The sequence below is a fragment of the Actinomadura sp. WAC 06369 genome (genome assembly GCF_003947565.1).
GTDB classification, from domain to species: domain Bacteria; phylum Actinomycetota; class Actinomycetes; order Streptosporangiales; family Streptosporangiaceae; genus Spirillospora; species Spirillospora rifamycini.
On record NZ_QHJN01000014.1, the window covers coordinates 60228 to 87085 of the forward strand.

At 74.6% G+C, this 26858-nt stretch carries 23 protein-coding genes; 14 read left to right on the forward strand and 9 right to left on the reverse strand.

Features of this window, described 5'->3' with window-relative positions; genetic code table 11:
• The first annotated feature begins 14 nt into the window (after window positions 1-14).
• Window positions 15-1400 carry an NAD(P)H-quinone dehydrogenase gene (locus DMH08_RS06370; RefSeq protein WP_026402581.1) on the forward strand — a complete coding sequence of 462 codons (1386 nt, stop codon included), beginning with the start codon at window positions 15-17 and terminating at the stop codon, window positions 1398-1400.
• A gap of 60 nt (window positions 1401-1460) precedes the next feature.
• Here the strand turns inward: DMH08_RS06370 and DMH08_RS06375 are convergent, their stop codons facing one another.
• Both DMH08_RS06375 and DMH08_RS06380 read right to left on the reverse strand, forming a co-directional pair.
• The gene (locus tag DMH08_RS06375) at window positions 1461-2744 is read right to left on the reverse strand and encodes an SLC13 family permease (RefSeq protein WP_125612317.1); all 1284 of its coding nucleotides are present in this window, start codon (window positions 2742-2744) and stop codon (window positions 1461-1463) included.
• A 131-nt stretch (window positions 2745-2875) separates the two neighbouring features.
• On the reverse strand, window positions 2876-3334 hold the full coding sequence (locus tag DMH08_RS06380) for a CBS domain-containing protein (protein WP_026402579.1): 459 nt from the start codon (window positions 3332-3334) through the stop codon (window positions 2876-2878).
• Between the two features lie 311 nt (window positions 3335-3645).
• Here DMH08_RS06380 and DMH08_RS06385 point away from each other — a divergent pair, with 311 nt between their 5' ends.
• Window positions 3646-4296: a response regulator gene (locus DMH08_RS06385; RefSeq protein ID WP_233617432.1), complete on the forward strand. Its 651-nt coding sequence runs from the start codon at window positions 3646-3648 to the stop codon at window positions 4294-4296.
• Window positions 4297-4363: 67 nt separating this feature from the next.
• Here the strand turns inward: DMH08_RS06385 and DMH08_RS06390 are convergent, their stop codons facing one another.
• The 5 genes from DMH08_RS06390 to DMH08_RS06410 all read right to left on the reverse strand — a co-directional run bounded on the left by DMH08_RS06390 (window position 4364) and on the right by DMH08_RS06410 (window position 9742).
• Window positions 4364-5353: a sensor histidine kinase gene (locus DMH08_RS06390; protein WP_026402577.1), complete on the reverse strand. Its 990-nt coding sequence runs from the start codon at window positions 5351-5353 to the stop codon at window positions 4364-4366.
• Window positions 5354-5437: 84 nt separating this feature from the next.
• Window positions 5438-5761, reverse strand: a complete 324-nt coding sequence (locus tag DMH08_RS06395) for a DUF5313 family protein (RefSeq protein ID WP_125612321.1) — start codon at window positions 5759-5761, stop codon at window positions 5438-5440.
• 9 nt (window positions 5762-5770) lie between these two features.
• Window positions 5771-7183: a hypothetical protein gene (locus DMH08_RS06400; RefSeq protein ID WP_125612323.1), complete on the reverse strand. Its 1413-nt coding sequence runs from the start codon at window positions 7181-7183 to the stop codon at window positions 5771-5773.
• Window positions 7184-7377: 194 nt separating this feature from the next.
• On the reverse strand, window positions 7378-9144 hold the full coding sequence (locus DMH08_RS06405; protein ID WP_125612325.1) for an acetyl/propionyl/methylcrotonyl-CoA carboxylase subunit alpha: 1767 nt from the start codon (window positions 9142-9144) through the stop codon (window positions 7378-7380).
• A gap of 352 nt (window positions 9145-9496) precedes the next feature.
• Window positions 9497-9742 (reverse strand): type B 50S ribosomal protein L31, encoded by a 246-nt coding sequence (locus DMH08_RS06410; RefSeq protein WP_125612327.1) that lies wholly within the window; start codon window positions 9740-9742, stop codon window positions 9497-9499.
• A gap of 166 nt (window positions 9743-9908) precedes the next feature.
• Between DMH08_RS06410 and DMH08_RS06415 the strand changes: the two genes are divergently transcribed.
• Both DMH08_RS06415 and DMH08_RS06420 read left to right on the forward strand, forming a co-directional pair.
• A complete protein-coding gene (locus tag DMH08_RS06415; protein ID WP_125612329.1) occupies window positions 9909-10454 on the forward strand; it encodes a hypothetical protein in 546 nt (181 codons plus the stop codon).
• A gap of 252 nt (window positions 10455-10706) precedes the next feature.
• Window positions 10707-10979: a WXG100 family type VII secretion target gene (locus tag DMH08_RS06420; protein ID WP_026402572.1), complete on the forward strand. Its 273-nt coding sequence runs from the start codon at window positions 10707-10709 to the stop codon at window positions 10977-10979.
• Window positions 10980-11060: 81 nt separating this feature from the next.
• On the opposite strand, the gene DMH08_RS06425 is transcribed toward DMH08_RS06420, so the two are convergent.
• Both DMH08_RS06425 and DMH08_RS06430 read right to left on the reverse strand, forming a co-directional pair.
• Window positions 11061-15572, reverse strand: coding sequence for an FtsK/SpoIIIE domain-containing protein (locus DMH08_RS06425; protein WP_125612331.1), 4512 nt, complete (start codon window positions 15570-15572; stop codon window positions 11061-11063).
• Between the two features lie 154 nt (window positions 15573-15726).
• Entirely contained in the window at window positions 15727-16644 is a 918-nt protein-coding gene (locus DMH08_RS06430) for an NAD-dependent epimerase/dehydratase family protein (protein WP_026402570.1), read from the reverse strand.
• Window positions 16645-16805: 161 nt separating this feature from the next.
• Between DMH08_RS06430 and DMH08_RS06435 the strand changes: the two genes are divergently transcribed.
• From DMH08_RS06435 to DMH08_RS06480, 10 genes are all read left to right on the forward strand, one after another.
• Window positions 16806-17519: a TetR/AcrR family transcriptional regulator gene (locus tag DMH08_RS06435; protein ID WP_026402569.1), complete on the forward strand. Its 714-nt coding sequence runs from the start codon at window positions 16806-16808 to the stop codon at window positions 17517-17519.
• 502 nt (window positions 17520-18021) lie between these two features.
• Complete coding sequence (locus tag DMH08_RS06440; protein ID WP_233617433.1) at window positions 18022-18963, forward strand: hypothetical protein; 942 nt, start codon at window positions 18022-18024, stop codon at window positions 18961-18963.
• 2 nt (window positions 18964-18965) lie between these two features.
• Entirely contained in the window at window positions 18966-19892 is a 927-nt protein-coding gene (locus DMH08_RS06445; RefSeq protein WP_233617434.1) for a hypothetical protein, read from the forward strand.
• A complete protein-coding gene (locus DMH08_RS06450) occupies window positions 19892-21190 on the forward strand; it encodes a CpaF family protein (protein WP_026402568.1) in 1299 nt (432 codons plus the stop codon). The genes DMH08_RS06445 and DMH08_RS06450 overlap by 1 nt, the downstream gene beginning before the upstream one ends.
• Before the next feature lie 368 nt (window positions 21191-21558).
• A complete protein-coding gene (locus DMH08_RS06455; protein ID WP_233617435.1) occupies window positions 21559-22092 on the forward strand; it encodes a type II secretion system F family protein in 534 nt (177 codons plus the stop codon).
• 64 nt (window positions 22093-22156) lie between these two features.
• Window positions 22157-22378, forward strand: coding sequence for a hypothetical protein (locus DMH08_RS06460; protein ID WP_034517940.1), 222 nt, complete (start codon window positions 22157-22159; stop codon window positions 22376-22378).
• Window positions 22379-22383: 5 nt separating this feature from the next.
• A complete protein-coding gene (locus DMH08_RS06465) occupies window positions 22384-22824 on the forward strand; it encodes a TadE/TadG family type IV pilus assembly protein (protein ID WP_026402564.1) in 441 nt (146 codons plus the stop codon).
• Window positions 22821-23258: a TadE/TadG family type IV pilus assembly protein gene (locus DMH08_RS06470; protein ID WP_233617436.1), complete on the forward strand. Its 438-nt coding sequence runs from the start codon at window positions 22821-22823 to the stop codon at window positions 23256-23258. Before DMH08_RS06465 ends, DMH08_RS06470 begins: the two co-directional genes overlap by 4 nt.
• Entirely contained in the window at window positions 23255-23728 is a 474-nt protein-coding gene (locus DMH08_RS06475; protein ID WP_233617437.1) for a TadE/TadG family type IV pilus assembly protein, read from the forward strand. Before DMH08_RS06470 ends, DMH08_RS06475 begins: the two co-directional genes overlap by 4 nt.
• A 145-nt stretch (window positions 23729-23873) precedes the next feature.
• The gene (locus DMH08_RS06480; RefSeq protein WP_051300666.1) at window positions 23874-26855 is read left to right on the forward strand and encodes a BTAD domain-containing putative transcriptional regulator; all 2982 of its coding nucleotides are present in this window, start codon (window positions 23874-23876) and stop codon (window positions 26853-26855) included.
• Window positions 26856-26858 lie beyond the last annotated feature (3 nt).

Below are 26858 nucleotides of genomic sequence, written 5' to 3' on the forward strand. Positions count from 1 at the left end.
AAAGAATCGGAAGTATGACCCGCATCGTCATCATCGGAGGGGGACCGGGCGGTTACGAGGCCGCTCTCGTCGCGGCGCAGCTCGGCGCCGATGTGACCGTCGTGGAGCGCGACGGTCCCGGCGGGGCGTGCGTGCTGACCGACTGCGTCCCCTCGAAGACGCTCATCGCCACCTCGACCCGGATGGCGGTCATGTCGGAGTCGGAGGCCCTCGGGCTGCGCTTCAGCGGCGGCCCGGACGGGATCGTCGGCGGCCTCGAGGCCGACATGGCCACCGTGAACAAGCGCGTGAAGGACCTCGCGCGGGCGCAGTCGTTCGACGTCGCCGAACGGCTCGCGTACGAGGAGGTGAAGATCGTCCGCGGGGAGGCGCGGCTCGTGGAGCCGCACGTCGTCGCGGTCGGCGACCGCCGCATCCGGGCCGACATCGTGCTGATCGCGACCGGCGCCACGCCGCGCGTGCTGCCCGGCGCCGAGCCCGACGGCGAGCGCATCCTGAACTGGCGGCAGCTCTACGACCTGCCGGAACTGCCGTCCGAGCTGATCGTCGTCGGCTCCGGTGTGACCGGCGCGGAGCTGGCCGGGGCGTACCTGTCGCTCGGGTCGAAGGTCACCCTGGTGTCCTCGCGGGACCGCATCCTGCCGACCGAGGACGCCGACGCCGCGTCCGTCCTGCAGGAGGTCTTCCTGCGGCGCGGCATGAACGTCATGTCGCGGTCGCGCGCGGCGAGCGTGGAGCGGTCCGGGGACGGCGTGATCGTCACGCTGGAGGACGGCACCAAGGTCGAGGGCTCGCACTGCCTGATGACCGTCGGGATGATCCCGAACACGACGGGGATCGGTCTGGAGGACGTCGGCGTCGAGTGCGACGACCGCGGGTTCGTCAAGGTCGACAAGGTGTCGCGGACGTCCGTCCCGCACATCTACGCGTCGGGGGACTGCACCGGCATCCTGATGCTCGCGTCGGTCGCGGGGATGCAGGGCCGGATCGCGATGTGGCACGCGCTCGGCGAGGCCGTCCAGCCGCTGAAGCTCGGGTGGGTCGCGTCGAACATCTTCACCGACCCCGAGGTCGCGTCGGTGGGCGTCACGCAGCACATGGTCGACTCGGGGGAGGTCAACGCCCGGACGGTCATGCTGCCGCTGTTCACGAACGCCCGCGCCAAGATGCAGGGGTTCGAGGACGGCTTCGTGAAGCTGTTCTGCCGCCCGTCCACGGGCATCGTCCTCGGCGGCGTCATCGTCGCGCCCCGCGCGAGCGAGCTGATCCTCGGCGTGTCGGTCGCGGTGCAGCAGCACCTGACCGTCGACCAGGTGGCGCACACGTTCGCGGTGTACCCGTCGCTGTCGGGCAGCATCACCGAGGCGGGCCGCCGCCTGATGACCGAGCACGCGTACTGACCGCGCGTGCGCCGATCGGGCACGCCGCGAGGGCGCGCCCGATCGGCGGAAGCGGTGGCGCTACGTGAAGTAGCGCAGGGCCACGTAGACCCAGGCCATCAGCGTGCTCAGCACGGTGACGATGATGCCGTACTTGGTGAACTGCCAGAAGCTGATCGGGTGGCCGCTCTTGGCGGCGATCCCGATCGCGACCACGTTGGCGCTCGCCGCGATGGCCGTCCCGTTGCCGCCGAAGTCGGCGCCGAGCGCGAACGCCCACCACAGCGCCTCGCCGGTCGCCGGGTCGGCGCCCGCCACCATCCCCTCCACGATCGGCGCCATCGTCGCCGTGTAGGGGATGTTGTCGAAGAACGCGCCGAAGACGGCCGAGCCGAACAGCAGGCCGGTCGCCGCGACGAAGTAGTTGTCGCCGACCGTGTCCGCCGCCCAGGTCCCGATGTTCTCGATCACGCCGGTGTGCCCGAGGCCGGCGACCATGACGAACAGTCCCGTGAAGAAGACCAGCACGGGCCACTCGACCTCGCGCATGACCTCCGAGACGTCCGCTTTGGAGACCAGCAGCATCACGCCCGCGCCGATGAGCGCGACGATCGACGGCTCCACGTGCAGGACCGAGTGCAGGCCGAACGCGACGATCACGCCGCCGAGGACGACCAGGCACCGGATCAGCAGCCCGGTGTCGGTGATCGCCTTCCGCTCGTCCAGCGACATCACCTCGGCCGCGTACTCCGGGTTGTACGTGAACTCCTTGCGGAACAGCACACGGGACAGCAGCACGAACGCGATGAAGATGATCACCACGATCGGCGTCATGTGCACGAGGAAGTCGTTGAACGTCAGCCCCGCCCGGCTGCCGATGATGATGTTCGGGGGGTCGCCGATGAGGGTGGCGGCTCCGCCGATGTTCGACGCCAGCACCTCGGCGATGAGGTACGGGATCGGGGAGATCCGCAACCGGTTGCAGACGACCACCGTCACCGGCGCCACCAGCATGATCGTGGTCACGTTGTCCAGGAACGGCGAGGCGACGGCCGTGATGAGCATCAGCAGCACCATGAGCCGGTACGGCTTGCCCTTCGACCGTTTCGCCGCCCAGATCGCCAGGAAGTCGAACACACCGGTGTTCTTGATGATCCCGACGATGACCATCATGCCGAGCAGCAGGAAGATGACGTTCCAGTCGATCCCGTCGTGCTCGGAGAAGAAGACGTCCGCGCCGGGCGTCAGCCCGAGCACCGTCATCACTCCGGCCGCGATCAGGACGACTTTGACTTTGTCGACCTTCTCCGTCGCGATGAAGAAGAACGCGATGATGAAGACGGCGAGCGCCAGGTAAGCGGTCACCGCGCACCGTCCCGCCCGGCCCGCGCGCCCACCGGACGCGCCTCACGCGACGTGCGGGCCCCGTGCGGCCGCACCGTGCCCGCGGCGGTCCCCGTACCGGACGCCGCCCGACGTCGCGCCGAGGACCCCGTCTAGTCGTCCGGCCGCGCCAGCGCGATGGCGGACATGAGCCGGTCGAGCGTGACCGCGCCGGCCAGCAGGCCCGCGTCGTCCACCACCGCGACCAGCGGGCTGCGCTGCCGGGCCATCAGGGTGGCGATCTCCAGCAGAGTCGCCGACTTCTTCACCATGACCGGGCGGGGAGTGTGCGTTCCTATGCACTCGCTCACCGTCATGTCCTGGATCTCGTGCCAGAACACGTCCGCGTGCGCCTCGTCCACGGTGCGTGTCAGCGCCGTGTCCTCCTGGTAGGCGACCGGCACCGCCAGCCGCAGGACCTGCGTCCCGGGCAGGACGACCCGGGGGCGCTGCCGTTCGTCCAGCACGATCAGACCGGGCAGCCGGCCGAGCGCCATGACCTGTATCGCGTGCGCGATCGAGTCGTTCATCGTCACGGTCGGCACCTGGATGGCGATGTCCCGCGCTAGCATGACGTCCTTTCGGCTCCCGGAGAGCCTGGTTCTTCGGGCTGATAGGTCCCTCCTCCTCACGCCGGGGACGGTCCCGTCGCAGGACGATGGCCTCTTGGGAGCCTTGAGCGGAGGGCGGTGCCCGCCGCCGAGTCGCTGTGCCATATGTCCGCCCCTTTCTGCGTACACTGCCCAGTTTTCTCGGCGGTGGATCTCATCGTTATCGGGAGTAACACCCACATCTGCCTGGTTGGAGCATGTATCTCCAGGCCGAACGGGGGCGGTTCGGGGGGTGCGCGCCTAGGATGGAGGCGGATACCGGAGGTGATCGGTTGCACGCTCGGGAGTCCGCCACCCGCATCCTGCTGGCCGACGACCACGCGCTGATCCGCCGCGGGCTGCGGGTGATCCTGGACGCCGAACCCGACATGACCGTCGTCGCCGAGGCCGGCGACGGGGCGGAGGCGATCAGCGCGATCGCCGCCACCGAGGTGGATCTGGCGATCCTGGACATCGCGATGCCCCGCATGACGGGCCTGCAGGCCGCACGGGAGATCGCCGCCCGCTTTCCGGGCGTCAAGATGCTCATGCTGTCGATGTACGACAACGAGCAGTACCTGTTCGAGGCGCTGAAGGCCGGCGCGTCCGGGTACGTGCTGAAGTCGGTGGCCGACCGCGACCTGCTGAACGCGATCCGCTCGGCGACGCACGGGGAGTCGTTCCTGTACCCGGGGGCCGTCACGCTGCTCGTCCGCGAGTACCTGAACCGGGCGCGGGACGGGGAGGAGCTGCTCACCCCCCGCGAGGAGGAGATCACCAAGCTGATAGCCGAGGGGCACTCGTCCAAGGAGATCGCCGAGATCCTCACGATAAGCGTGAAGACCGTCGACCGGCACCGCGCGAACGTGCTCGGCAAGCTCGGCATGCGCGACCGCGTCGAGCTGACCAAGTACGCCATCCGCGTCGGGCTCGTCGAGCCCTGACCCCCGGTCCCGGCGCGGCCCGGGGCGGCCGGGGCGGCCGTGCGGGGCGGGAGCACCGGTCGCCACGTCAGTCCCGCACCGGGTCCTGCCTGCGGCGCGTGCCTTTCGGCGGGACGACCAGCCGCACCTCGGTGCCGCGGCCGCCGGCCGCCGGGCCGATCGACAGCTGCGCGCCGACGAGCATCGCGCGCTCCCGCATCCCGCGGATGCCCGCCCCGGCCCGTTCGGGCGGGCCGCAGCCGTCGTCCGCGACGCGCAGCACGAGGGTGCCGTCCGCCTCCTGCCGCAGGCACAGCTCGGCGTGCTCCGCGCCGGCGTGCCGCCACACGTTCGTCAGGCTCTCCTGCGCGATCCGGTAGACGACGAGCTCGACGTCCGCGCCGACCCCGGTCAGCCCGGTCTGCACGTCGCGGGTGACGTGCGGCCCGCCGGAGAAGTCCGCGGGGAGGGCGATGAGCGCGCTGGTCAGGCCCAGGTCGTCCAGGACGCCCGGACGCAGCCGCCGGGCGACGTGCCGGACCTCGTCCAGGCTCGACCGGACGACCTCCAGGACGCCGCGCAGCTCCTCCGCGACCTCGCCGGGCGCCCGGTCGGCCACCGACTTCAGCTCCAGCAGCGCGACGGTGAGCGTCTGGCCGATCTCGTCGTGGAGCTCCTGGGCGATGCGGCGCCGCTCGGCCTCCTGGGCGTCCAGCACCATCGCCGTCCCGGTGCTGCGGTCGACCTCCAGGCGGTCGAGCATGGAGTTGAACTCGTCGACGAGGTGGAGCAGGTCGCCGCTCTCCTTGGTCGCGAGGCGGTCGCCGGAGCTCAGCGAGTCCATCCGCGCCATCAGCGTGGTGAGCCGGCCCAGCGGCGCGAGGCTGGCGCGCAGCAGCAGCGCGTTCGCCAGCATCATCACGGAGAGCCCGACGAGCAGGACGGGCAGTTCCCGCAGCAGCACCATCGAGGAGATGGTGACGGGCGCCAGCGCGAGGGTCGCGGTGCCGAGCGCGAAGATCAGCCCGTTGATGCCGAGGATGCGCCAGTACAGTGCCGGGACGGGTGCCGTGCTCATGCTCTCACCGTATGCGGGCCTTCGCCGCATCGCTCCCCGCCGCGGGAGGACGGCCGCCCGGCGGCCGCCGCCGGGCGCCGCGCGTCACCGCAGGCGGGGCGGTTCGGCGATGCCGTGCCGCCGCAGCCGGGACCGGCGCAGCTCGTCCGCGGTGACCGCCACGGCGAGCAGGCTCGCCGCCAGCGCCATCAGCGGCACCGACACGTGCACCCACCAGGGGCCGGGCAGCGCCGCCAGCACCGCGCACACCGGGATCATCAGGCACACGTGCCGCCACAGCAGGCGGCCGCGCCACCCGGCGTCGGTGAGCTCGTGCCGGACCCAGTCGCGGTTGCCGGGCGGCAGCCGCAGCCCCAGCGTGTACCGCACCTGGCCCCACGGCCCGGGGTCGCCTGGGATGCGCGCCATCGCGGCCCCTCAGAAGCCCCCGAAGTCGCCGAATCCGCCGCCGCCGAAGTCGCCGCTGCCGAAGTCCCAGCCGCCGCCGACGTCGCCGCCCTCGCCGCCGAACCCGCCGGACATGTCGCCGCCGTAGCCGCCGAACCCGCCGGACATCATCGAGCCGAGCATGGTGCCGACCATCAGGCCGCCGAGCAGGTCGAACCCGCCGTAGCCGTAGTAGTACCCGCCCGCGTACGGCGCGTACGCCGGGCCCGCGTTGTAATAGGGCCGCCGCCCGCCGTGGTACGGGACCATCCGGACGTCCGGTTCGGCGCCGTGCAGCACCGCGTGGGCGTCCGCCCCGCACGCCGGGACGGACCGGGCCGTGCCGCCCGGCGGCGCCCACACGACGTCCTGGACGGACGGGCCGTGGTTCGGGTTGAAGAAGCACGGGGCGCGCCGCTCCGGCACCTCGTCGCCCGCGAGCCGGGCACGGGTCGCGAGCATGAAGAACCGGCCGTCCTCCAGCGCCCGCGTGACGTCCTGCATCTCCTCGGGGCGCGCGGCGCGGTCCGTCGCCCGCTTGGCCTCGTCGTAGGAGTTCATCGCGCGCTCGTAGTCGGCGCGGATCGCCGGGTCGAGCTTCTTGTCCATGACGTCGAGGTCGAGCCGGGCGATGTCCTCGCCGAGGAGCGTGACGTCCTCCTGCACGCCTTCCTTGAGCTCCGCCATCTCGCGGGCCTGCCGCTCCTGCCGCCGCCTGCGCGACACGAGGAACACCGACATCGCCGCCGCGACCAGCGCGATGACCAGGCCCAGCATCACGTACCCGACGGTCGCCGCCGACGCGGAGTTCTCGTCGACCCGCTGCTCGGCGCGCTCGCCGAAGTCGATGATGCGGTCCTTGAGCGGCTGGCCGTTGGTGCGGGTGATGATCTGGTTGATCTCGCCCTCGTCGAGGTTCTTCGAGATCCCCGCCATCAGCCGCCCGTTCGCGGTGACGCCGACGTAGGTCTCGCCCTCGCCGACGCGGTTCGCGACGGACACGAGCATCTGCCCCATCTGCTGCTGGGTGATGCCGTCGTCGACCACGACCGCGCGGACGTCGGCGTCGCCGAGCCCGTTCAGCGCGGACTCGACCTGCTGCCGGTCCGCCGCGCTCAGCGCGTTCCCGGCGTTGCTCGTGACGTACAGCCGCGAGTCGACCAGCCCGTTGGCGATCTGCCCGACGGTGTCGGCCGCCCGCGCGGGCGCGGCCTGCGGGGCCTGCGGCGCGGCGTGCCGGACGGTCGCGGCGGCGGCGACGTGCTGGACGGTCGCGGCGGGACGCGCGGTGTCGGGGGTCGAAGCGGCCGCGGGGGCGGCGAGGCCGGCCACGACGACGCCCGCCACGAGCACGGGGAGCGCGGCGCGGCGAGCCGTCCGGGCGGTCCGGTTGTCGGAGCTCATGTCTCTAGTCTGCCTCGTCAAAGAGCCAGACAATCAGCTCGTCATGGTCCTTTTCGGAAAATCCCGAACCGGTGCGGAGGCGGCCCGCTACCCACCGCGACGGCCGGTGCCGGTTCCCGGACCGGAAACGCGACCGGGTGCCGCCCCCGCGGGAACCGGCACCCGGATCGGGGATCGCCGAGCGGCGCCGGACGTCAGTCCTTGATGTCGCAGATGGACGCGCCCGCCGTGACCGTCTGGCCGACCTCGGCCGACAGGCCCGTGATCGTCCCGGCTTTGTGCGCGGTGAGCGGCTGCTCCATCTTCATCGCCTCGAGCACCACGACCGTGTCGCCCGCCTCGACGGCCGCGCCGTCCGCGGCGACGATCTTCACGATCGTGCCCTGCATCGGGCTGACCAGCGAGTCGCCGGACGCCTGCGCGGCCGCGCCCTTCTTGCCCGCGCGGCGCTTGGCGGGCGCCTGTCCGGCCGCGGCGCCGCCGACGGCCGACGCGCCGAGGCCCGCCGGCAGGACGACCTCGACGCGCTTGCCGCCGACCTCGACCGTGACCCGCTCCCGCTCGCCCGCGGCCTCCGCGCTGGCCGGGACCGCGTCGAACGGCGGGATCGTGTTGTCGAACTCCGTCTCGATCCACCGGGTGTGGACGGCGAACGGCTCGGCGTCGTCCGCGGGGACGAACGCGGGGTCGTCCAGCACCGCCTGGTGGAACGGCAGGACGGTCGGCATGCCGTCGATCGTGAACTCGGCGAGGGCGCGGCGCGCGCGCTCCACGGCCTGGCGGCGGGACGCGCCGGTGACGATCAGCTTCGCGATCAGCGAGTCGAACGCCTGCGGGACCGTCTGCCCGGACACGTACCCGGAGTCGAGCCGGACGCCCGGCCCGGTCGGCGGGTCGAACGCGGTCAGGGTGCCGACGGCGGGCAGGAAGCCGCGCCCGGCGTCCTCGGCGTTCAGCCGGAACTCGATCGAGTGGCCGCGCAACTCGGGGTCGCCGTAGCCGAGCTCCTCGCCGTCGGCGATGCGGAACATCTCCCGGACCAGGTCGACGCCCGCGACCTCCTCGGTCACCGGGTGCTCGACCTGGAGCCGCGTGTTGACCTCGAGGAACGAGATCGTCCCGTCCTGGCCGACGAGGAACTCGCAGGTGCCCGCGCCGACGTACCCGGCCTCCTTCAGGATGGCCTTCGAGGAGGTGTACAGCAGTTCGAGCTGCTCCTCCGACAGGAACGGCGCCGGGGCCTCCTCGACGAGCTTCTGGTGGCGGCGCTGGAGCGAGCAGTCGCGGGTGGACACGACGACCACGTTGCCGTGCTCGTCGGCCAGGCACTGCGTCTCGACGTGCCGCGGCTTGTCCAGGTACCGCTCGACGAAGCACTCGCCGCGGCCGAACGCGCCGACGGCCTCCCGGACGGCCGACTCGTACAGCTCCGGGACCTCCTCGAGCGTCCGGGCCACCTTGAGCCCGCGCCCGCCGCCGCCGTACGCCGCCTTGATGGCGATCGGCAGCCCGTGCTCCTCCGCGAACGCGACGACCTCGTCGGCGCCCGACACCGGGTCGGTGGTGCCCGCGACCAGGGGAGCGCCGACCTTCTGCGCGATGTGCCGCGCCTGCACCTTGTCGCCCAGCGCGGTGATCGCGGCGGGCGGCGGCCCGATCCAGGTCAGCCTGGCGTTCCGCACGGCGGACGCGAAGTCCGCGTTCTCCGCCAGGAAGCCGTAGCCGGGGTGGACGGCGTCCGCGCCGGCCTCCGCCGCGATCTTCAGCAGCTTCTCGATGTCCAGATAGCTCTCGGCCGCCGTCGAGCCGCCGAGCGCGTACGCCTCGTCCGCGACCCGCACGTGCAGCGCGTCCAGGTCCGGCTCGGCGTACACGGCGACACTGGCCAACCCTGCGTCGCTACAAGCACGGGCAATGCGGACCGCGATCTCGCCGCGGTTGGCGATCAGGACCTTGCGCACGTGGGTCTCCTCCCTCAACCTCGCACCGCGCAGTCTAGATAATCGCCGTTTGAGGTTTTCGTAAGCCCCTCCTTATAGGGGGCCGACCGCCGTGTTCACGGGGGTTGAGGGGGTTATTCGCGTGTCCCGGCCAGCGGGACCGCCGGACGCGCGGAGGGCCCGCACCCGGGCGGATGCGGGCCCTCGGACGGCCGGACGGCGCGGCGCGCGGGACCGACGGGGCGCATGGTCCGCGGCCCCGCCCGCGCCGTCCTGCCGGAGCGGCGCACAAGTGGCGCATATCTCAGCGCGCGTGTCTCAGCGCGCGTGTCTCAGCGCGTGTGTGTTCAGGGTGCGTGTCTCGGTGCGCGTGTCACCGGCCGCCGTAGCGGCGGTTGAACTTCTCGACCGCTCCGGTCGTGTCGAGAACGCGCCCCTGTCCGGTGTAGAACGGGTGGCTCGCCGACGAGACGTCCACGTCCACCACCGGGTAGGTGCGGCCGTCCTCCCACTCGACGGTCCGGCCGGCGGCGGCCGTGGACCGGGTCAGGAAGGCGCGGCCGGCGGCGCGGTCGCGGAAGACGACGGGGCGGTACTCCGGGTGGATGTGCTGCTTCATGCCCCCGTCAACACGGTGGCAACGGTTTTCATTCTACCCCCCGGGGCGGGGGCTGCGGGGGCGCGGGAGCCCCGGTGCCGCAAGGGATTCGTCCGGTTCCGCGCGGGCCCAGACGGGCTTCCGGGACGGCGTGTATCTTCGCCAATGATCAGTGGGAGGAGGAGGCATGGTGCGCCTGTGGCTGCGGGTCTTCCTGGCGGTCGCCGTCGCGGCCGCCTGCCTGGCCGCGCCCTCGTCCGCGATGCGCCGCGGCGCCCCCCGGGTGGACGGCGAGACGACCGAGCAGCTCGCCGCGGTCGCGGGCACGCTGCTCCAGCACCGCTCGCAGGCCCTCGTGCAGACGCGGGACCGCGACCGCACCCGGCTCCCCGAGGAGATCCTCGGCGTCCGCATCTCGCCGCGAGTCGCGCGCGTGCAGGCGGAGGCCGTCCAGGAACTGGAGAACCGCAACCGGGCGCCGGTCGAGGGCGGGCCCGCCTACACCGCCGCGCGGACGACGCTGGACGAGGCCAGCGCGGTCCGCGAGGGGGACGTGGTGGCGCTCGAGGCGGTCGAGCACACGGTCGTCCGGTACGACACCGGCAGGGTGCGGCAGGACGTGCGGCGCCGGTTCGAGTTCAAGGACATCGACGGGCGGCTCACGCTGGTCGGCGAGCGGGTCCTCGACCCGGACGCCCGGCCCGTGAACGACCCGGTCCGCGCGGCCGGGTGAATGCCCGGAAAGCGCGGGGCGTCCGGACTCTGAATGTTTTCTGACGCAGAGTAATTGACCGGGTCACAAGCGTGCGGAGCGCTGCTCCCGGCGCGCTCCGATGGCATGCGCGCCGTCATGTTACCGTCCACATCCGGTCAGCGCAGCGGGGCGGAAATGTCCGGCTATCTCCATCAGTTCGGCCGCCCGGCACTGGATTCCGCTGATCCTCCCGGCGTAGGCTGGCGCCATTCTTGACGAAAGGCCACAGTGATGAGCGGTGACAAGCGCGGCGCCAACATCGGCGAGCTGGAGGAACTGTCCCGGATCTTCGCCAAGCACGGCCGGAACCTCGACGCCCTGATCAGAGACCTCAACGGCCGCACGGTGAGCTCCAGCGCCGTCTGGTGGGGGCCGGGCGCCGACCGGTTCCGCGCGGCGTGGGCCGAGGCGAAGACCGCCTTCGACAAGATGGCCATCGCCCTGGAGCAGGGCAGCCAGGACATCAAGCGCTCCCAGCAGAACATCGAGGCCGCCACGCGCTGACGCCTCGCCCCCGAGCCGCGGGTCCCGGCCCATCCCCCCGAGGCCGGGGCCCGCTCCTTTTTCCGGCCCCGGCCCGGGGGGTCAGTCGCCCGTCACCGGCGGCGGCAGCGCCACCTGGATCTGCGTGGCCGTGCCCGTGGCGACGAACAGCCCGCGCCCGCTCGGACCCGCGAGCGGCGCGTTGCGCGGCAGCCGCAGCCCGAACAGGTCGCCGTCGTCCGGCGACTCGATCGACAGCAGGACGCCCGAGCGCGACCGCCGCGCGTCCGCGAGGAACCCCCGGTAGCCGCGCCCCAGGTCGGTGGTCGTCCCGCCGATGACGACCGCGTGCTCGCCGTCCCGCGCCGTCCGCAGGACGTCGCACAGCGCGTCGTCGAGGTCCGTCTCGTCCAGCAGCTCGGCGTCGTCCACGACCACGACGTACCGGTGCTCGTCGCCGATCGCCGCCTCGAGATCGCCCGCGTCCGCGTCGGACGCGAGGACGCCGAGCACGCCGGGGCGCCCCGACAGCAGCCGCAGCGGCGACCGGCGCGGCGTCACCAGCACCACCGGCACCAGCCCGCCGCCGACCGCAGGGTCCAGCAGCGAGTGGACGATCGTGCGGAGCGTCGTCGAGCGCCCCGAGCGCGGCGGCCCGGCGACCGCGAACCCGGGGCCCTCGTTCAGCAGGTCGATCCCGACGGGCGCGAGGGTGTCGCCGCCGACCCCGACGAGCGCCCACAGCGCCGACGGCGCGAGGAACTCGCCGTCCAGCGCCATCGCCTCCCGGTAGGTGACCCGCACCGGCAGCTCGTCCACGTGCAGCGGGCCGCGGCGGCGCGGCGGCCGCCCGTACCGGGCGACGCAGCCGCGCGCGATCTCCTGGAGGGCCGCGACCTGCGCCGTCCCGGCCGGGTCGTCGCCGAGCAGCCCGATCTGCGACTCGCGCGGCGGGGCGCCCGGCGCGGCCGCCTCCAGGGCGCGGCCCGGCGGCATCGCGGCCGGGACGTGCCGGTCCTGCAGGCCCGCGTAGCCGTAGTCGTTCGGGTCGGCCATCCGAAGGATCAGCCGCCGGTCGAACACGGTGGAGACCTGCCCCGACAGGCCGGAGCGGTCGCCGGTGAACACGGCCCGCAGGCCGACCGCGGCGCCCTCCCGCAGCAGCCGCAGGACCTGGTCGACGAGCCGGCCGTAGTCGTAGTGCTCGAACGCGCCGAGGAACCCCTCCCAGCGGTCCAGGAGCAGCACCATCCACGGCAGCCGGTCGGTGGCGGCGACGGCGGCGCGCTGCTCGGGCAGCGACGCGAACCCGGCCTCCGCGAACAGCTGCTGCCGCCGCGCGACCTCCGCCGCCAGCGCGGTGATCAGCCGCTCGCAGCGGTCGAGCTGGTCGCGGGTGACGACGGCGCCGCAGTGCGGCAGCGCCACCAGCGGCAGGAGGGCGTTCGCGCCGCAGTCGACCGCGTACAGGTGCGCGTCGAACGGGGAGCACGCCCCCGCGAGGGACCCGGCGATCGTGCGGAGCGCCGTCGAGCGCCCCGACTGGGCCGACCCCGCCAGGTACAGGTGGCCGCCGGCCGCCAGGTCGAGCGCCAGCTCCTCCCGCGACTGGACGGCGGGCAGGTCGGTGATGCCGAACGCGATCGGCGGGACGTCCACGACGGACCCGCCCGCCGCCGTCCGCGGCGTCAGCCGGACCCGCTCGGGCAGCGGGTTCAGCCACGGCGACGGCTGCCGCGCGATCCCGGCGCGCCGCGCGGCCTCGTCCACGGCCTGCACGAGGACGGCCAGGTCGGTGACGGCGGCCGCGTCGTCGGCGGCGTCGCGCGGCGCGGGCGGCGGGTGCCCGAGGCCCTGCCAGGGGAGCGGCAGGACGGTCGTGCGGCGCGCGGCCGTGCCCGGCCGGCGCCCGCCGATCCGGGCCGACTGCACGGCGTGCGGCGCCGACATGCCCGACCGGACGTAGCAGCGGCCCGGCAGCGACTTCGGGATCTGCACGGCGTCGGCGGAGTCGAGCACGTCGGTGGAGTCGTCGGCGCCGGTCACCCGCAGCGCGATCCGCAGGTTCGTGTTGGCCCGCATGTCCGCGGTGACGACCCCGGCGGGCCGCTGCGTCGCGAGGATCAGGTGGACGCCGAGGGAGCGGCCCCGGCGGCCGATGTCGACGAGCCCGGCGACGAATTCGGGCAACTCCTCGACCATCGCGGCGAACTCGTCGATCACCAGGACGAGGCGGGGCATCGGCGCCGACGCGGGGGTGCGGCCGCCGATGTAGTCGTCGATGTCCTTGGCCCCGGACTCCAGGAGCAGCACCTCGCGGCGCCGCAGCTCGGCCGCGAGCGACTCCAGCGCGCGTTCCGTCGCGTGCCCGTCCAAGTCGGTGACCATGCCGACGGTGTGCGGCAGCTTCGCGCACTCGGCGAACGCCGAGCCGCCCTTGTAGTCGATCAGCACGAACGTCATCTCGTCCGGCCGGTTCGCGACCGCGAGGGACGCGATGAGCGTCTGCAGCAGCTCGGACTTCCCGGCGCCGGTCGTCCCGGCGATGAGCCCGTGCGGGCCGTCCGTGCGCAGGTCGATCTCGTACGGCTCGCGGCCCGCCCGTCCCGCCCGGGCGCCGCCGGAGCCGACGCCGATCGGGACGCGGGTCGTCCGGCCGCCGGTCCGCGTCCACGACTGCAGGACGGCCTCGGCGGTGGGGTCGGGCATGGCGAGCAGGTCGAGCAGCCGCACGTTCGCGGGGAGGGACTCGTCGGCGTCCTCCCTGGACACGTCCCGGACGGGCGCGAGCGCGCGCGCCACCCGGTCCGTCCAGGCGGGGGAGACCTGGTCGGCGAGCACCGGGCCCACGGCGTCGAGATCCTGCCCCTGGAGGTGGACGACGGCCGGGTACTGCGGGTCCCAGGACGCGACGGCGCTGCATTCCTCGGGCAGCAGCCGCTCCTCGTCGTCGATGCAGATCGCGTAGAGCCCGTACTCGGCGCCCCTCGACAGCAGCATGGGCATGCCCGGGACGCGCCTCAGCGCGCGCGCCCCGTCCAGGACGATCAGGATGTTGTACGGAACCGCGTCCGCGGGCTTGGCCTGCCCGCCCAGGAACTGGGACTCGGCCTGGGACGCGCGCCGCCGCTCGGTCACGCGCATGGCCAGTTCGGTGATGCGGTGCGCGATGGACGACTGGTCGGTGCCGACGAGGGCCGTGCAGTCCTCGTCCTCGCGCGGCGCGCAGTGCGGCAGCCAGCGCACCCAGTTCCACTCGTCGGCCGCGTCGGGCTCGGCCGACAGCACGACGATCGCCAGGTCGCGCGGGCTGTGCAGCGCCGCGGCCTGCCCGACCAGCCAGCGGGCCAGCGCCCGCGACGCCGGGCGCGGCCCGGTGAGGCCCAGCACGCCGACGTCCGCCAGCGGCAGCGCCACCGGCACCTGCCGCGCCACCGGCGCCGGCACCGGCGCGCCCTCGCCCGCCCCGCCGTCGACCAGGTCGACGCGCGCGGGCAGGTCGGCGAGGCCCACCCGCAGGTGCAGGGCGTCCGGGTCGTCGCGGCGGCGCTCCCACAGCCGCCGCCGGGGCCCGGTCGCGGTGAGCAGCACCTCGGCGGGGTCCGGGTGCAGGGCGCGGCGCTCGTCCTCGTCCTCGCGGCGCAGCCGGTCCAGCTCGCCGTCGAAGCGTCCCGCCTTGTCGTTGTACTCCCGGAGGGCCTTCTTGTACGACTTGCGGCCGTGCAGCCGGTCGCCGACCCACTCGCCGACCGTCATCAGCGGCCACGCCAGCGCGAACAGCGCCCACCACCACTGGCGGAGCGCGAAGGCCATGACCAGCCCGAACGCCGAGAACAGCAGCGCGCCGACCAGCCGCAGCCGCTCCCGCGGGTTGCGCTCCGGCCGCCGCGGCACCTCCAGCCGCCGGTCGCGCCGCGCCGGGGCCAGCCGGGGCGGCCGGTTGAACGCCATGCCGCCCTCGGGCAGCGGCTCCAGGTGCGTGTCGGGGGCCGCGCCCGGCGCCAGCGTCAGCACGCTCGCCCCGACCGACAGCATCCCGCCCGCCGGCCAGGCCGCCGGGCTCTCCAGCGGCGCCCCGTCGAGCTCCGCGCCGGGCGCGGACGGCGCCACCCGCACGCCGTCCGGCGCGACCGTCACCCGCAGCGCCGTCGGCCGCACCGCGGGGTCGTCCAGCCGGACGTCCACGTCGTCGCCGGACCCGAGGACGCTCGCGCCCAGCCCGAGCCGGTGCACCCGCCCGGCCGCCGGCCCGCCCACGACGCGCACCTCGACCAGCCCGGACGGCTCCGCGAGGACGGTCGCGGCCGCGCCGTCCCGCTCGACCGCGACCACCGCGCCGTCCCGCAGCTCCTTCACCGCGCGGGCCTGCGGGTCGAGCATCCGCCCGTCCATCCACAGGGCGCGCCGCTCCGCCGGGGGCGCGGTGCCGCCGCTGCGCTGCAGCGCGTCCTTGGAGAACCGCGGGGTCGGCACCGTCACCGACGCCTCCTGCGCGCGCCCTTCCAGTGCCGCCGCGAGCGACCGGGCCACCCCGTCCACGGTGGCCTCCGCGTCGACGTTCACCACGACGTCCCGTGGCCCGCCGCCGGTCAGCGCCGTGAACGAGATCCGCATCGAAGCCCCTCCATCGTGCGCCGTTTCCGGTTCGGCGCCGCCGTCCGGGACAGCTTAATTAACGAGCCCTTCCCGGCTGGGCCGGACGACACGTATCCGCAGCGTGCGACATGGTTTTCGGGCATTCCCGGCGGCCGATTCGGCGCACCGGAACTCACCGCGCCGCAATGATCTCCCGCAGCGCCGCGTCCAGCGGCGTCGGCGCCATGCCGAAAGTGCGCTGGAAGTCGGACGAGTCCAGGATGTACGGCTTCTCGAACTGGTACCGCATCTCGCGCAGCTCGCGCATCATCGGGTCGACCACCCCGAGCGCGGCGAGCGCCGCCCGCGGGGTCTCGTGCACCCGCGGCCGCGGCGCCCCCGCGGTCTCGCACAGCCGCTCGGCGACCGCGCGCGCCGACACCGCCGGGCCGGTCGGGACGTGCCACGGGCGGCCCCAGACCCGCTCGTCCGTCCCCGCGACGGCGAGCGCCTCGGCGACGTCCGGCAGGTACGTCCAGGCGTGCGGGAGGGACGGGTCGCCGATGAACATCACCCGCTTGCCGGCGAGCAGCGGTTTCACGAACCGCACCTCGCCCAGGTGCGCCTGGTCGGTGCTCCCGGGCCCGTAGTAGTCGGACGCGCGCAGTTCGGTGACCCGTACCCGCCCGGCCTCGTGGGCGGCCCGCATGTCCTCCCACATCCGCGCCCGCATCCGGCCCTTCGTCCCGGTCGCCGCGAGCGGCGCGTCCTCGGTCATGGGGCCGTCCACCGGCCCGTACCCGTACAGGCAGCCGAGGGTGACCAGCCCGGCCCCGGTGTCCTCGGCCGCGCCGAGGAACGACGCCGCCATCGGCGGCCACGCCTGCGCCCACCGGTGGTAGGGCGGGTTCACGCAGTTGTAGATCGTGTCGGCGCCCTTGGCGGCCGCCGCGAGCCGCTCCCGGTCCGCGACGTCCGCGGCGATCCGCTCGACCCCCTCGGGGCCCGACCCCGACCGGGTCACGACGGTCACGTCGTGCCCGCGCTCCACCAGCCGCTCGGCCAGCTTCGTCCCGACCTGCCCTGCCCCGGCGATCACGTGCTTGCCCACGGTCCTGCTCCTTCACGAACGGTGCTGTTGGTTCCGGCCGCGGAGCACCCGACCCGTTTGCGGATCAGTGCTCCGCTCCGAGAGCAATGCTCTCTGACGAGCGCGCCGTTCGTCAAGAGCAGTGCTCTCGTTTCGTTGCGGCGCTCTGCTAACCTCGCGGCATGAGCGCTGGACGGACGGCACGGGAACGGGTGCGCGCGGAGCTGATCGCGGAGATCACCGGCATCGCGAAGAAGCAGCTCGCGACGGACGGGGCGGCGGGGCTGTCGCTGCGCGCGGTCGCCCGGGAGATGGGGATGGCGTCATCGGCGATCTACCGGTACTTCCCCAGCCGGGACGACCTGCTGACGGCCCTGATCATCGACGGGTACGACGCGCTCGGCGCGGCCGTCGAGCGGGCCGACGACGCCGTGCGCGGCGCGCGGCCGGACGCGTTCGGGGAGCGGTGGCTCGCCGTGTGCCGGGCCGTCCGCGCGTGGGCGCTCGCGCACCCGCACGAGTTCGCGCTGCTGTACGGGTCGCCCGTCCCCGGCTACCGGGCGCCGCAGGACACCGTCGCGGCGGCCCTGCGCGACACGCGCGTGTACGCCCGGATCGTCACCGAGGCGCACGCGGCGGGCGCCCTCGAACCGCTCGGCCCCTGCCCGCCCGCGCCCGCCGCCCTCGCCGGCGACATGGGGCGGATCCGCGAGGGCGTGCGCCTGGACGTCCCGGACGACGTCGCGGCGCGGGCCGTGACCGCGTGGTCGGGCCTGTTCGGCACCGTGAGCTTCGAGCTGTTCGGCACCTTCAACAACACGATCATGGACGGCGCCGCCTACTTCGACCACTCGATGGCGCTCCTCGGCCGCCTCGTCGGCCTCGCGGCGCCCTGACGGCCGGGGCCGACAGGGCGGCGCTGACCACGACGGCGGCGAGGCCGGGGCGCCGTCCCGTGGTCCATCCGGTGCATGCTGCAAGGAAAGGGAACGCCTTTTTCGCGGCGGTCGCACGATTCACGCTCGGGCCCGCTGTTCACCACGTGGTTATGGCACCGTCACCGCCACTTTCCACCGCAAAGCCAATCCAGTGCCGTTACGCCCGCTATGGGCGCCGGAAAAGTGGGCGGACGGGGGCGGGTGGGCCCGTCCGTGCGGCGCTTCCGGTGGCCCGTCCACGGTCCCGGCGAGCCGCCCGTGGGAATCTGGCGACTTATGTGACTGCCGGTAAGTACGGAAGTGGTCGGAGAAATCCCAGGTCATCGCGTTCCGTCCTCGGTTTTGCAGGCTCGGCCTCACCGAATCCATTGACGCGGCGACGCCGCCCCCGCGAGCATGGATCGCTCGATGGTGCGCGCGGGCCCGTGAGGCGGGACCGCGGCGGGGCGGGAAGGAGCGCGTGGGCAGCGCCATGAAGGCCAACCAGTCGACCGCCGCCGGAGGCCCGTCCGGCGCCGCTACCGCAGGGGCGCCCGGACTCGGCCGCTCCGGGCTCGGCGCCTCCGGCGGGCAGCGGCTCCCCACGCCGCCGCGGGAGCGCAAGCCCGCCCTCGCCGCACTCGCGGTGCTGCTGATCCTCGGCGGCGCGCTCGCCAGCGCCTACCTCGTGACGGCCAGCGGCGACCGCGTGTCCGCGATCCAGATCGCGCAGCCCGTCGCGGCCGGGCAGCGGATCCCGCCGGGCGCGCTGCGGGAGGTGCCGATCGGCGACACCGGCATCGAGTACCTGAGCTGGTCCGAGGCGGCGGCGGTGACGAAGCACTACGCGACCGTCCCGCTGGTGGAGGGCACGCTGCTCACCAACGCGATGATCAGCCCGACGAACGACGCCGCGTCCGGACGCCTCGTCGTCGGGCTCGCGCTCAAACCGGGGCAGCTCCCGGTGGGCGGCGTCGTGGAGGGCAAGCACGTCACCGTGTACGCGGTCGGCGGCGAGGAGGGCGGCGGCCCCCGGCCGGGCACCGTCCTGGCCGCGGACGCGATCGTGGTCGGCGTCGGCCAGGGCGGCGGGAGCACCGTCGCGGGCGAGCGGCTCGGCTCCGGCATGACGACCGTGGACGTCGCCGTCCCGCCGGGGGAGGCCGCGGACGTCGCGGGCGCCGCGTCCGCCGGGGCCGTCGCGATCGCGCTGATCCCGCCCGGGACCGAGGCCGGGTCCGGCGGCGCGTCGCCGCCGCCCGCGGACGGGACGCGCGGCGGCGCGCCCGCGCGCGGCGGGCCCGGCCAGGGCGCGCCGACACAGGGCACCGCCCCGTCGCAGGGCGCGCCGACGCAGGGCGGGCAGCCGTCCGGCGGCGCGGGGACGCCCGGCGCGCCCGGCACCGGCACGGGCGGGAACTGATCGTGGCCGTCATCGCGCTCGCCGCCGACAAGGGGGCGCCCGGCGTCACCACGGCCGCCGTCGCGCTCGGCGCCGTGTGGCCGCGCCCGGTGCTGGTCGCCGAGTGCGACCAGGCGGGCGGCGACCTCGTGTACCGGCTGCCCGCCGCCGAGGAGGCCGGGAACGGCGGCATCCTCAACCCGTCGCGCGGGCTGCTCAGCCTCGCCGCGACGGCCCGGCGCGGGCTGCGCCCCGACCAGATCGCCGAACACTGCCAGCGGCTCGTCGGCGGCCTCGACGTCCTCGTCGGCATCACCAGCGCCGAGCAGGCGCAGGGCATGACGTGGCTGTGGGGGCCGCTCGGGCGGGCGTTCGCCGGGCTCGACCCCGTGGACGTCATCGTCGACTGCGGGCGGCTCGGCGCCGGCTCCCCGCTGACCGACCTGCTCCGCGAGGCCGACCTCGTCGTGCTGCTCACCCGCGCGACCCTCGAGCAGGTCGCGCACCTGCGCGAGCGCGTGACCGCGCTGAGCGGCGAGCTGCGCGGCGGCCCGCCGATCGGGGTGCTCGTGCTCGCCGACCCCCGCGACTTCCGCGGGTCCGTCGCCGAGGTCGACCGCATCATCGCCGGGGCGGCGCGCACCCGGGACCGGACGGGCGACGCCGCGCCCGGCGAACCGGGCCCGCCCGCGCAGCCCGTCACCGTCCTCGGCGGGCTCGCGCTCGACCCCAAGGGCGCCGACCTGCTCGCCGGCCGCTGGGGCGGGCGGCTGGACCGCTCGCTGCTGATCCGGTCGGCGCGGGAGGTCGCGGGCGAACTCGCCGGCCGGGTCGCCGCCGCGCCGCGCCGCGACGCCGCGCGGCCCGGGCCGATCGCCGCGCAGGCCCCGCCGCCGCGGCCCGCCGAGCACGTCCCCGCCGCCGACGCCGGCACCGAGGGGAGGCGCTGATGGACCACGGGCTCGTCAAGCGGCTCCGGCAGGAGGTCGGCGACCGGCTGGCCCAGCAGCGCCGCCTCGACGCCGCGCACGGCCTCGCCCCCATGTCGGGCGAGGACGAGCGGCAGTTCGCGCGGGCGCTGATCGGCCAGGTCCTCGAGGAGTTCGCGCGCGGCGAGATCACCTCGGGCCGCCGCCCGCCGAACGCCGACGAGGAGGAGGCCCTCGCGGCGGGCGTCCACGCGGCGCTGTTCGGCGTCGGCCGGCTCCAGCCGCTGCTGGAGGACCCGGAGATCGAGAACATCGACATCAACGGCTGCGACCGGGTGTTCGTCGGGTACGCGGACGGCCGCGAGGCGATGGCCGAGCCCGTCGCGGAGAGCGACGAGGAACTGGTCGAGCTGATCCAGATCCTCGCGGCCTACAGCGGCCTGTCGTCCCGCCCGTTCGACACCGCGAACCCGCAGCTCGACCTGCGCCTCCCGGACGGGTCGCGGCTGTCGGCGGTCATGGACGTCACGGTGCGGCCCGCGCTGTCGATCCGGCGCGCGCGGCTCGGCAAGGTCTTCCTCGCCGACCTGGTGGGCAACGGCACGTTCAGCCGGGAGCTCGGGCTGTTCTTCCGTGCGGCGGTGCTCGCCCGCAAGAACATCATGATCGCCGGGGCGACGAACGCGGGGAAGACGACGCTGCTGCGGGCCGTCGCCAACGAGATCCCGGCGCACGAACGCCTCATCACCGTCGAACGGGCTCTCGAACTCGGGCTCGACGCCTTCCCGGAGCTGCACCCCAACTGCGTCGCGTTCGAGCAGCGGCTCCCGAACTCCGAGGGGCAGGGCGCCATCTCGATGGCCGAGCTGGTGCGCCGGTCGCTGCGGATGAACCCGTCCCGGGTGATCGTCGGCGAGGTGCTCGGCGACGAGATCGTCACGATGCTGAACGCGATGACGCAGGGCAACGACGGGTCGCTGTCGACGATCCACGCGAACTCGTCCGTCGAGGTGTTCAACCGCATCGCGACGTACGCGATCCAGTCGGAGGAGCGGCTCCCGGTCGAGGCGACGCACATGCTCATCGCGGGCGCCATCGACTTCGTGGTGTTCATCGAGAAGCGCAACGACTACGCGCACGGCGGGCGGCTGCGCCGGTTCGTGTCCAGCGTCCGCGAGGTGACCGGCGTGGACGGCCGGGTGCTGTCCTCGGAGGTGTTCGCCCCCGGACCGGACGGGCACGCGGTGCCCGCCGCGCCGATCACGTGCGCCGACGAGCTGGCCCGGTACGGCTACGACCCGTCCGGGGGTGCGTGGTGAGCGCCCGCCCGGCCGCGTGCGGGGGCGGTCGCTGATGGTCGCGCCGGACGTGCTGCTCGCCGTCCTCGCCGGGGCGCTGACCGGCGGCGGGGTCCTGCTGCTGGGCGTCGCGCTGCGCGGCCTGCCCGCCCGGCCGGATCTCCCCGACCCTCGAACGGGTCGGCGGGCTGCGCGCCCGGCTCGGCGGCGAACTCGCCCGGTTCTGCGAGGCGCGCGGCTGGCGGCTGCGCTCCGTCCGCGCCGACCTGGCGATCACCGAGCGGTCGCTGGAGGCGTTCCTCGCGACGAAGTTCCTGCTGCCCGCCGCCGCGCTGCTGTTCGTCCCGCTGGTCGTCGCCTACTTCGCGCTGCTCGGGCTCGGCACGTCCGTGCAGATCCCGGTGTGGATCTGCGGGCTGTTCGCGCTGCTGTTCTTCTTCTTCCCCGACCTCCAGCTCAAGCAGGAGGCGCAGGCCCGCCGCCAGGACTTCCGGCACGTCGTCGGCGCGTTCCTCGACCTCGTCGCGATGAACCTGGCGGGCGGGCGCGGCGTCCCCGAGGCGCTCGTCAGCGCCGCGAACGTCGGCGAGGGCTGGGGGATGCACCGCATCCGCGATGCCCTCGGCAACGCCCGCATCACCGGGCGCACCCCCTGGCAGGCCCTCGGCGGCCTCGGCGAGGAGCTGGACGTCGCGGAACTGCGCGACCTCGCCGGGGCGCTCGCGCTCGTCGCCGACGACGGCGCCCAGATCCGCAAGTCGCTCGCCGCACGCGCCGCGTCCATGCGCAGCCGGGAGCTGTCGGAACTGGAGGGCAAGGCCGGCGAGCGCTCCCAGTCGATGCTCGTCGCGCAGCTCTTCCTGTGCGCGGGCTTCCTCGTCTTCCTCGCGTACCCGGCGCTGATGCGGGTGCTGAGCGCATGAACCGAACGTCTCGACCCGGAACCGTGAACCGAACCCCGACATCCGCCCCCCTGGAGGTGCAGCGATGAGGCCGCCGAACCCGTTGAACGACCCGTCCGTCGCCTACCTGCGCGCCCTGCTCGACGACCGGCTCGCCCGGCTGCGCGACGAGGACGAGCGCAGCCGCGGCGCGTCCGCGATCGAGTGGGCGATCATCACCGCGATCCTCGCCGCCATCGCGATCGCGATCGGCGGGATCATCATGCAGAAGGTCCAGGACAAGGCCAACAGCATCAACACGGGCTGACCGCGGTGCGGCGGTTCGTCCGGCGCCTCGGGGCGAACGACTCCGGGGCGTCGTCGATGGAGCTCGCGCTGCTCACCCCGGTGCTCATCCTCGTCCTGCTCACCGTCGTGCAGTTCGCGATGGTGTTCCACGCGCGGCACGTCGCGCTCGCCGCGGCGCAGTCCGGCGCGCGCGTCGCCCGGACGGCGCCGCCCGGCGGCGGCTGGCAGGGCGCCGCGGTGGCGCGGGCGGAGCGCGACGTGCGCGAGGTCGGCCCGAACCTGCTCGGCGGGCTGTCGGTCACGGCGGGCGAGGCGAACGACGAGCGCTGGGTCGAGGTGCGCGGCGAGGCGGTGGCGGTCATCCCGTTCATGACGTTCTCCGTGTCGCAGCGGTCGCAGGGGCCGATCGAGTGCTTCCGGCCGGACATCGGCGCGGGCACCTCCTGCGCGGGGGGCGCCCCGTGAGGCCGCGCTTCCGCCGCGCCGACCGGGGGTCGATGTCGCTGGAGATGGTCCTGGTCACGCCCCTCTTCGTCGCGTTCCTGCTGGTCCTCGCGGGCGCCGGGCGGCTCGTCGACGCGCAGAGCCAGATGGACGGCGCCGCCCGCGACGCCGCGCGCGCCGCGTCCATCGCTCGCGGCGCGGCGTCCGCCCGCGCGTTCGCCGCCGACACCGCCGCCGCCGGACTGCGCGGCACGTCCTGGTGCGCGGGCGGCCCGAGCGTCCGGACGGACGTGTCCGGCTGGGGCCCCGGCGGCCGCGTCGTCGTCGAGATCGCGTGCGACGTCGACCTCGGCGACCTCGCGTTCATCGGGCTCCCCGGGACCAAGCGCCTCGTCGGCCGCGCCGTCGCGCCCGTCGACACCTACACCTACCGGGGCGGAGGCGACGGCCTGTGACGACCTTGGGCCGCCGCGGCGCCGCCCTCCGGCACGCCGCCCCCCGATCCGGCGGGGCGTCCCGCGATCGGGGGACCGTCTCGCTGTACGTCGTCCTGTTCACCCCCGTCGTCTTCCTCCTCGCGGGCCTCCTCGTGGACGGCGGCCTCGCCATCCACGCGCGGCAGCGCGCCGCGGACATGGCCGAGCAGGCCGCCCGCGCGGGCGCGAACGAGATCGACCTCGCCGCGCTGCGCGCGACCGGCGAACCCGTCGTCGACCCCGGCCGCGCCCGCGCCGCCGCCTGCGAGCTGCTCACCGCGTACGGGGACGAGGTGGCGGGCGCCGACTGCGCGGCGTCCACGCAGGAGGTGACCGTCACCGTGCGGATCACCGTCGAGCCGCAGTTCCTCGCGATCTTCCCGGGCTTCGGCGCGTTCACGATGACCTCGGACGCTACGGCCCGCCCCGTCACGGGGGCCGCCGCATGACGGGGCGGAGCCTGCGGAGCGGCGTCATACGACGCCATGCGGCGGCACTGGCCGGGGGGTGCGGGGGGTCGTCCCCCCGCGGAGAGAGACGACCTATGGGGCGCCGATTTACGATGTCGAGGACGTTCAGGGACCGGAGAGCGCCATGGTGACGCGGCACGGGCACAGGCGGGTGCGGGGGCACAGGAGCGCGGGCGACGTCCTCGCCGGGATCGGCGCGCTGATCGCGCTGGCGGCGCTGCTCGCCGGCGTGCCGCTCGCGCTGCTCACCCTGTTCGGGTCGCCGCTCCCGGCGGAGCTCCCGACGCTCGACGACCTCACCCGGCGCGTCGGCCCCGGCTCCCTGATCACGATCCTCGTCGCGCTCGTCTGGCTCGCGTGGCTGCAGCTCGCCGTCTGCGTGGTCGTCGAGGTGTACGCGGGCGTCCGCGGCGTCGGCGTCCCCGCCCGGGTGCCGCTCGCGGGCGGCGCGCAGTCGCTCGTGCACCGGCTCGTCGTCACCGCGCTGCTGCTGTTCACCACGGCGACCGCGATCGTCCCCGCGTTCTCCGGCGGCGGGCTCACGCAGGGGCCGCCCGCCCAGGCGCAGTCCCAGGAGTTCCACCGGGCGCCGGACCCGGCGGACCTACGCCCCGTCGCGGCGACGTCCCCCGACACCGGCGGCGCGGCGCTCGCGGCGGAACCCCTGCGCAAGGCCGAGACGACGAAGATCTACCGGGTGCAGCCGCCGGAGGGCCGCCACCACGAGAGCCTCTGGGAGATCGCCGAGAAGTGCCTGGGGGAGGGCCGCCGGTACAAGGAGATCTACGAGCTGAACAAGGGGCACGTCCAGCCCGACGGGACGCGCCTGACGATCGCGAGCCTCATCCGCCCCGGGTGGGTCCTGGAGATGCCCGCGGACGCGAAGGGCGCCCAGGTCGTCCCGGCCGAGGACCTCGCCGAGTACTACCGGTACGGGCACGCGGTCCCGGACGAGCCGAAGCCGGAGCCGCGGCCCGACCCCGCCCCGGCGGCGCCCGCGCCCGACGCGCCCGCGCCGGAGGCGTCCGCCCCGGAGGCGTCCGCGCCCGCGACGCCGGCGCCCGACGCGCCCGCGACCCCGGCGCCCGGGGAGGCGGCGCCGCGCCCCGCCGAGGACCCGCCCGCGTCCGTCCCCCCGGCCGGCGAGATGACGGGCGGCGCCGACGGCGGCGGCGCGCCCGTCCCCGGCCCGCGGGACGCCGCCGACGACGCCGGCCGGGACGGTCCGTCGCTCGACCTCGGCATCACCTTCGACCTCGAATGGCCGCAGGGCCTCGCCGTCGCGTCGCTGCTCGCCGCCGGGGTGCTCACCGCGCTCGGCCGCCGCCGCCGCGCGCAGATGTGGCACCGCGCGTTCGGCCACATGATCGTCCGGCCGCGGGGGCGGGCCGCCGAGGCGGAACGGGCGCTGCGGTTCGGCGCCGACGACGACGGCGCCCGGCTCCTCGACCTCGGCCTGCGGCACATGTCCAAGTCGATGGCGGCGGGCGGCCGGGCCATGCCGACCGTCTTCGGGGTGCACCTCGGCCGCGGCGGCCTCGACCTGTGGATCGCGCCCGCCGACCGCAACCCGCCCACCCCCTGGGAGGCGTACGACGACGGCCAGGTGTGGCGGCTGCGCGCCGACGCGATGCCCGGCCTCGAGGCGTCCGACCTCGCCGACGTCCTCGCCCCCTACCCGGGCCTGGTCTCCATCGGCACCAACGCCAACGGCCGGATCCTCGTCGACCTGGAGGCCGCGCACGGGCTCATCGCGCTGCGCGGCCCGGAACCGGTGCGCCGCGCGGCGCTCGCCGCGCTCGCCCTCGAACTCGCCACCAACCGCTGGTCCGACCACATGCGGATCACCCTCGTCGGGTTCGACAACGAACTCGGCGAGGGCCTCACCGAGATCGCGCCCGACCGGGTCCGGGCCGTCCCGCACCTGTCCGACGCGCTCCCCGAACTGGAGGGACGGGCCGAGGAGGTGCGGCAGGCGCTCGCCGCGTCCGGCGTCGACTCGGTGCTCACCGGCCGCTGCCGCGGCGTGTTCGGCGAGGCGTGGATGCCGCACTACCTGATCATGGCCGACCGGCCGGCGCCCGAGGACGCCGCCCGCCTCGTCGCGCTCGCCCGCACCGGCACCCGGATGGCCGCCGGGTACATCGTCCCCGGCGACGTCCAGGGCGCCACCTGGACGTGGGACCTCGACGAGGCGGAGCGCCTGCACGCGGGCGTCCTCGGCTTCGACGTCGACGCCCAGCTCGTCACCGACGACCAGTACCGCGGCGTGTTCGAGCTGTTCCGGGCGGCGGGCGCCGCCGAGTCCGTCCCGCTGCCCGACACCGGCGAGCCGCCCGAGGTGCGCGAGTCGTCCGTCGACATCCGGATCCTCGGGCCCATCGAGGTCGTCGCGCCCGGCCCGATGGACGAGAGCCGCCGCGAGCTGTGCACCGAGCTGCTGATCTACCTCGCCGCGCACCCGAACGGGGTCCACCCGACCGTCCTCGCGGGGGCGATCTGGCCGCGCGGCGTCAGCGCGGGCGTCCGCGACGCCTGCGTCGCCCGCGTCTCCGACTGGCTCGGCCGGGACGCCCGCGGCCGCCCGAACCTGTACTACGACGAGCGCGGCCGGATCCGGCTCGGCTCCGAGGTCCGCGTCGACCTCGCCGTGTTCCGCTGGCTGGTGTGGCGCTCCGCCGCCGAGCCCGCGTCCGAGGCCGCCTACATGTCGTACGCGCTCGACCTCGTGCGCGGGCCGCTGCTCGCCGACCGCCCCCGCGGCCGGTACTCGTGGCTCGCCGGGCACGACCTGGAGTACGAGGCCGCCGCCCGCATCATCGACGTCGCGCACCGCCTGGTCGTCCTGCGCCTCGACGAGGGCGACGCCCGCGGCGCCGTCGGCGCCGCGCGGGCCGGCCTCCGCCTCGCCCCCGAGGACGAGGGCCTCTGGCGCGACCTCCTGCGCGCCACGCACGCCATGGGCGACCACACGCAGGTCCGCATCGCCGTCGACGAGCTCCGCACCCGCCTCGGCCGCGACCCGCTGTTCGACCGGCTGCAGCCCGAGACGGAGGCGCTGATCGAGGAACTCGTCCCCGAATGGACCCGCGCCCCCGCCCGCTGACCC

Bases quoted from the DNA above. Each gene is read 5' to 3' on its own strand.
- DMH08_RS06370 (WP_026402581.1), top strand. From the start codon at position 15: ATGACCCGCATCGTCATCATCGGAGGGGGACCGGGCGGTTACGAGGCC.
- DMH08_RS06380 (WP_026402579.1), bottom strand. From the start codon at position 3,334: ATGCTAGCGCGGGACATCGCCATCCAGGTGCCGACCGTGACGATGAAC.
- DMH08_RS06390 (WP_026402577.1), bottom strand. From the start codon at position 5,353: ATGAGCACGGCACCCGTCCCGGCACTGTACTGGCGCATCCTCGGCATC.
- DMH08_RS06395 (WP_125612321.1), bottom strand. From the start codon at position 5,761: ATGGCGCGCATCCCAGGCGACCCCGGGCCGTGGGGCCAGGTGCGGTAC.
- DMH08_RS06400 (WP_125612323.1), bottom strand. From the start codon at position 7,183: ATGAGCTCCGACAACCGGACCGCCCGGACGGCTCGCCGCGCCGCGCTC.
- DMH08_RS06410 (WP_125612327.1), bottom strand. From the start codon at position 9,742: ATGAAGCAGCACATCCACCCGGAGTACCGCCCCGTCGTCTTCCGCGAC.
- DMH08_RS06415 (WP_125612329.1), top strand. From the start codon at position 9,909: ATGGTGCGCCTGTGGCTGCGGGTCTTCCTGGCGGTCGCCGTCGCGGCC.
- DMH08_RS06420 (WP_026402572.1), top strand. From the start codon at position 10,707: ATGAGCGGTGACAAGCGCGGCGCCAACATCGGCGAGCTGGAGGAACTG.
- DMH08_RS06425 (WP_125612331.1), bottom strand. From the start codon at position 15,572: ATGCGGATCTCGTTCACGGCGCTGACCGGCGGCGGGCCACGGGACGTC.
- DMH08_RS06435 (WP_026402569.1), top strand. From the start codon at position 16,806: ATGAGCGCTGGACGGACGGCACGGGAACGGGTGCGCGCGGAGCTGATC.
- DMH08_RS06450 (WP_026402568.1), top strand. From the start codon at position 19,892: ATGGACCACGGGCTCGTCAAGCGGCTCCGGCAGGAGGTCGGCGACCGG.
- DMH08_RS06460 (WP_034517940.1), top strand. From the start codon at position 22,157: ATGAGGCCGCCGAACCCGTTGAACGACCCGTCCGTCGCCTACCTGCGC.
- DMH08_RS06480 (WP_051300666.1), top strand. From the start codon at position 23,874: ATGGTGACGCGGCACGGGCACAGGCGGGTGCGGGGGCACAGGAGCGCG.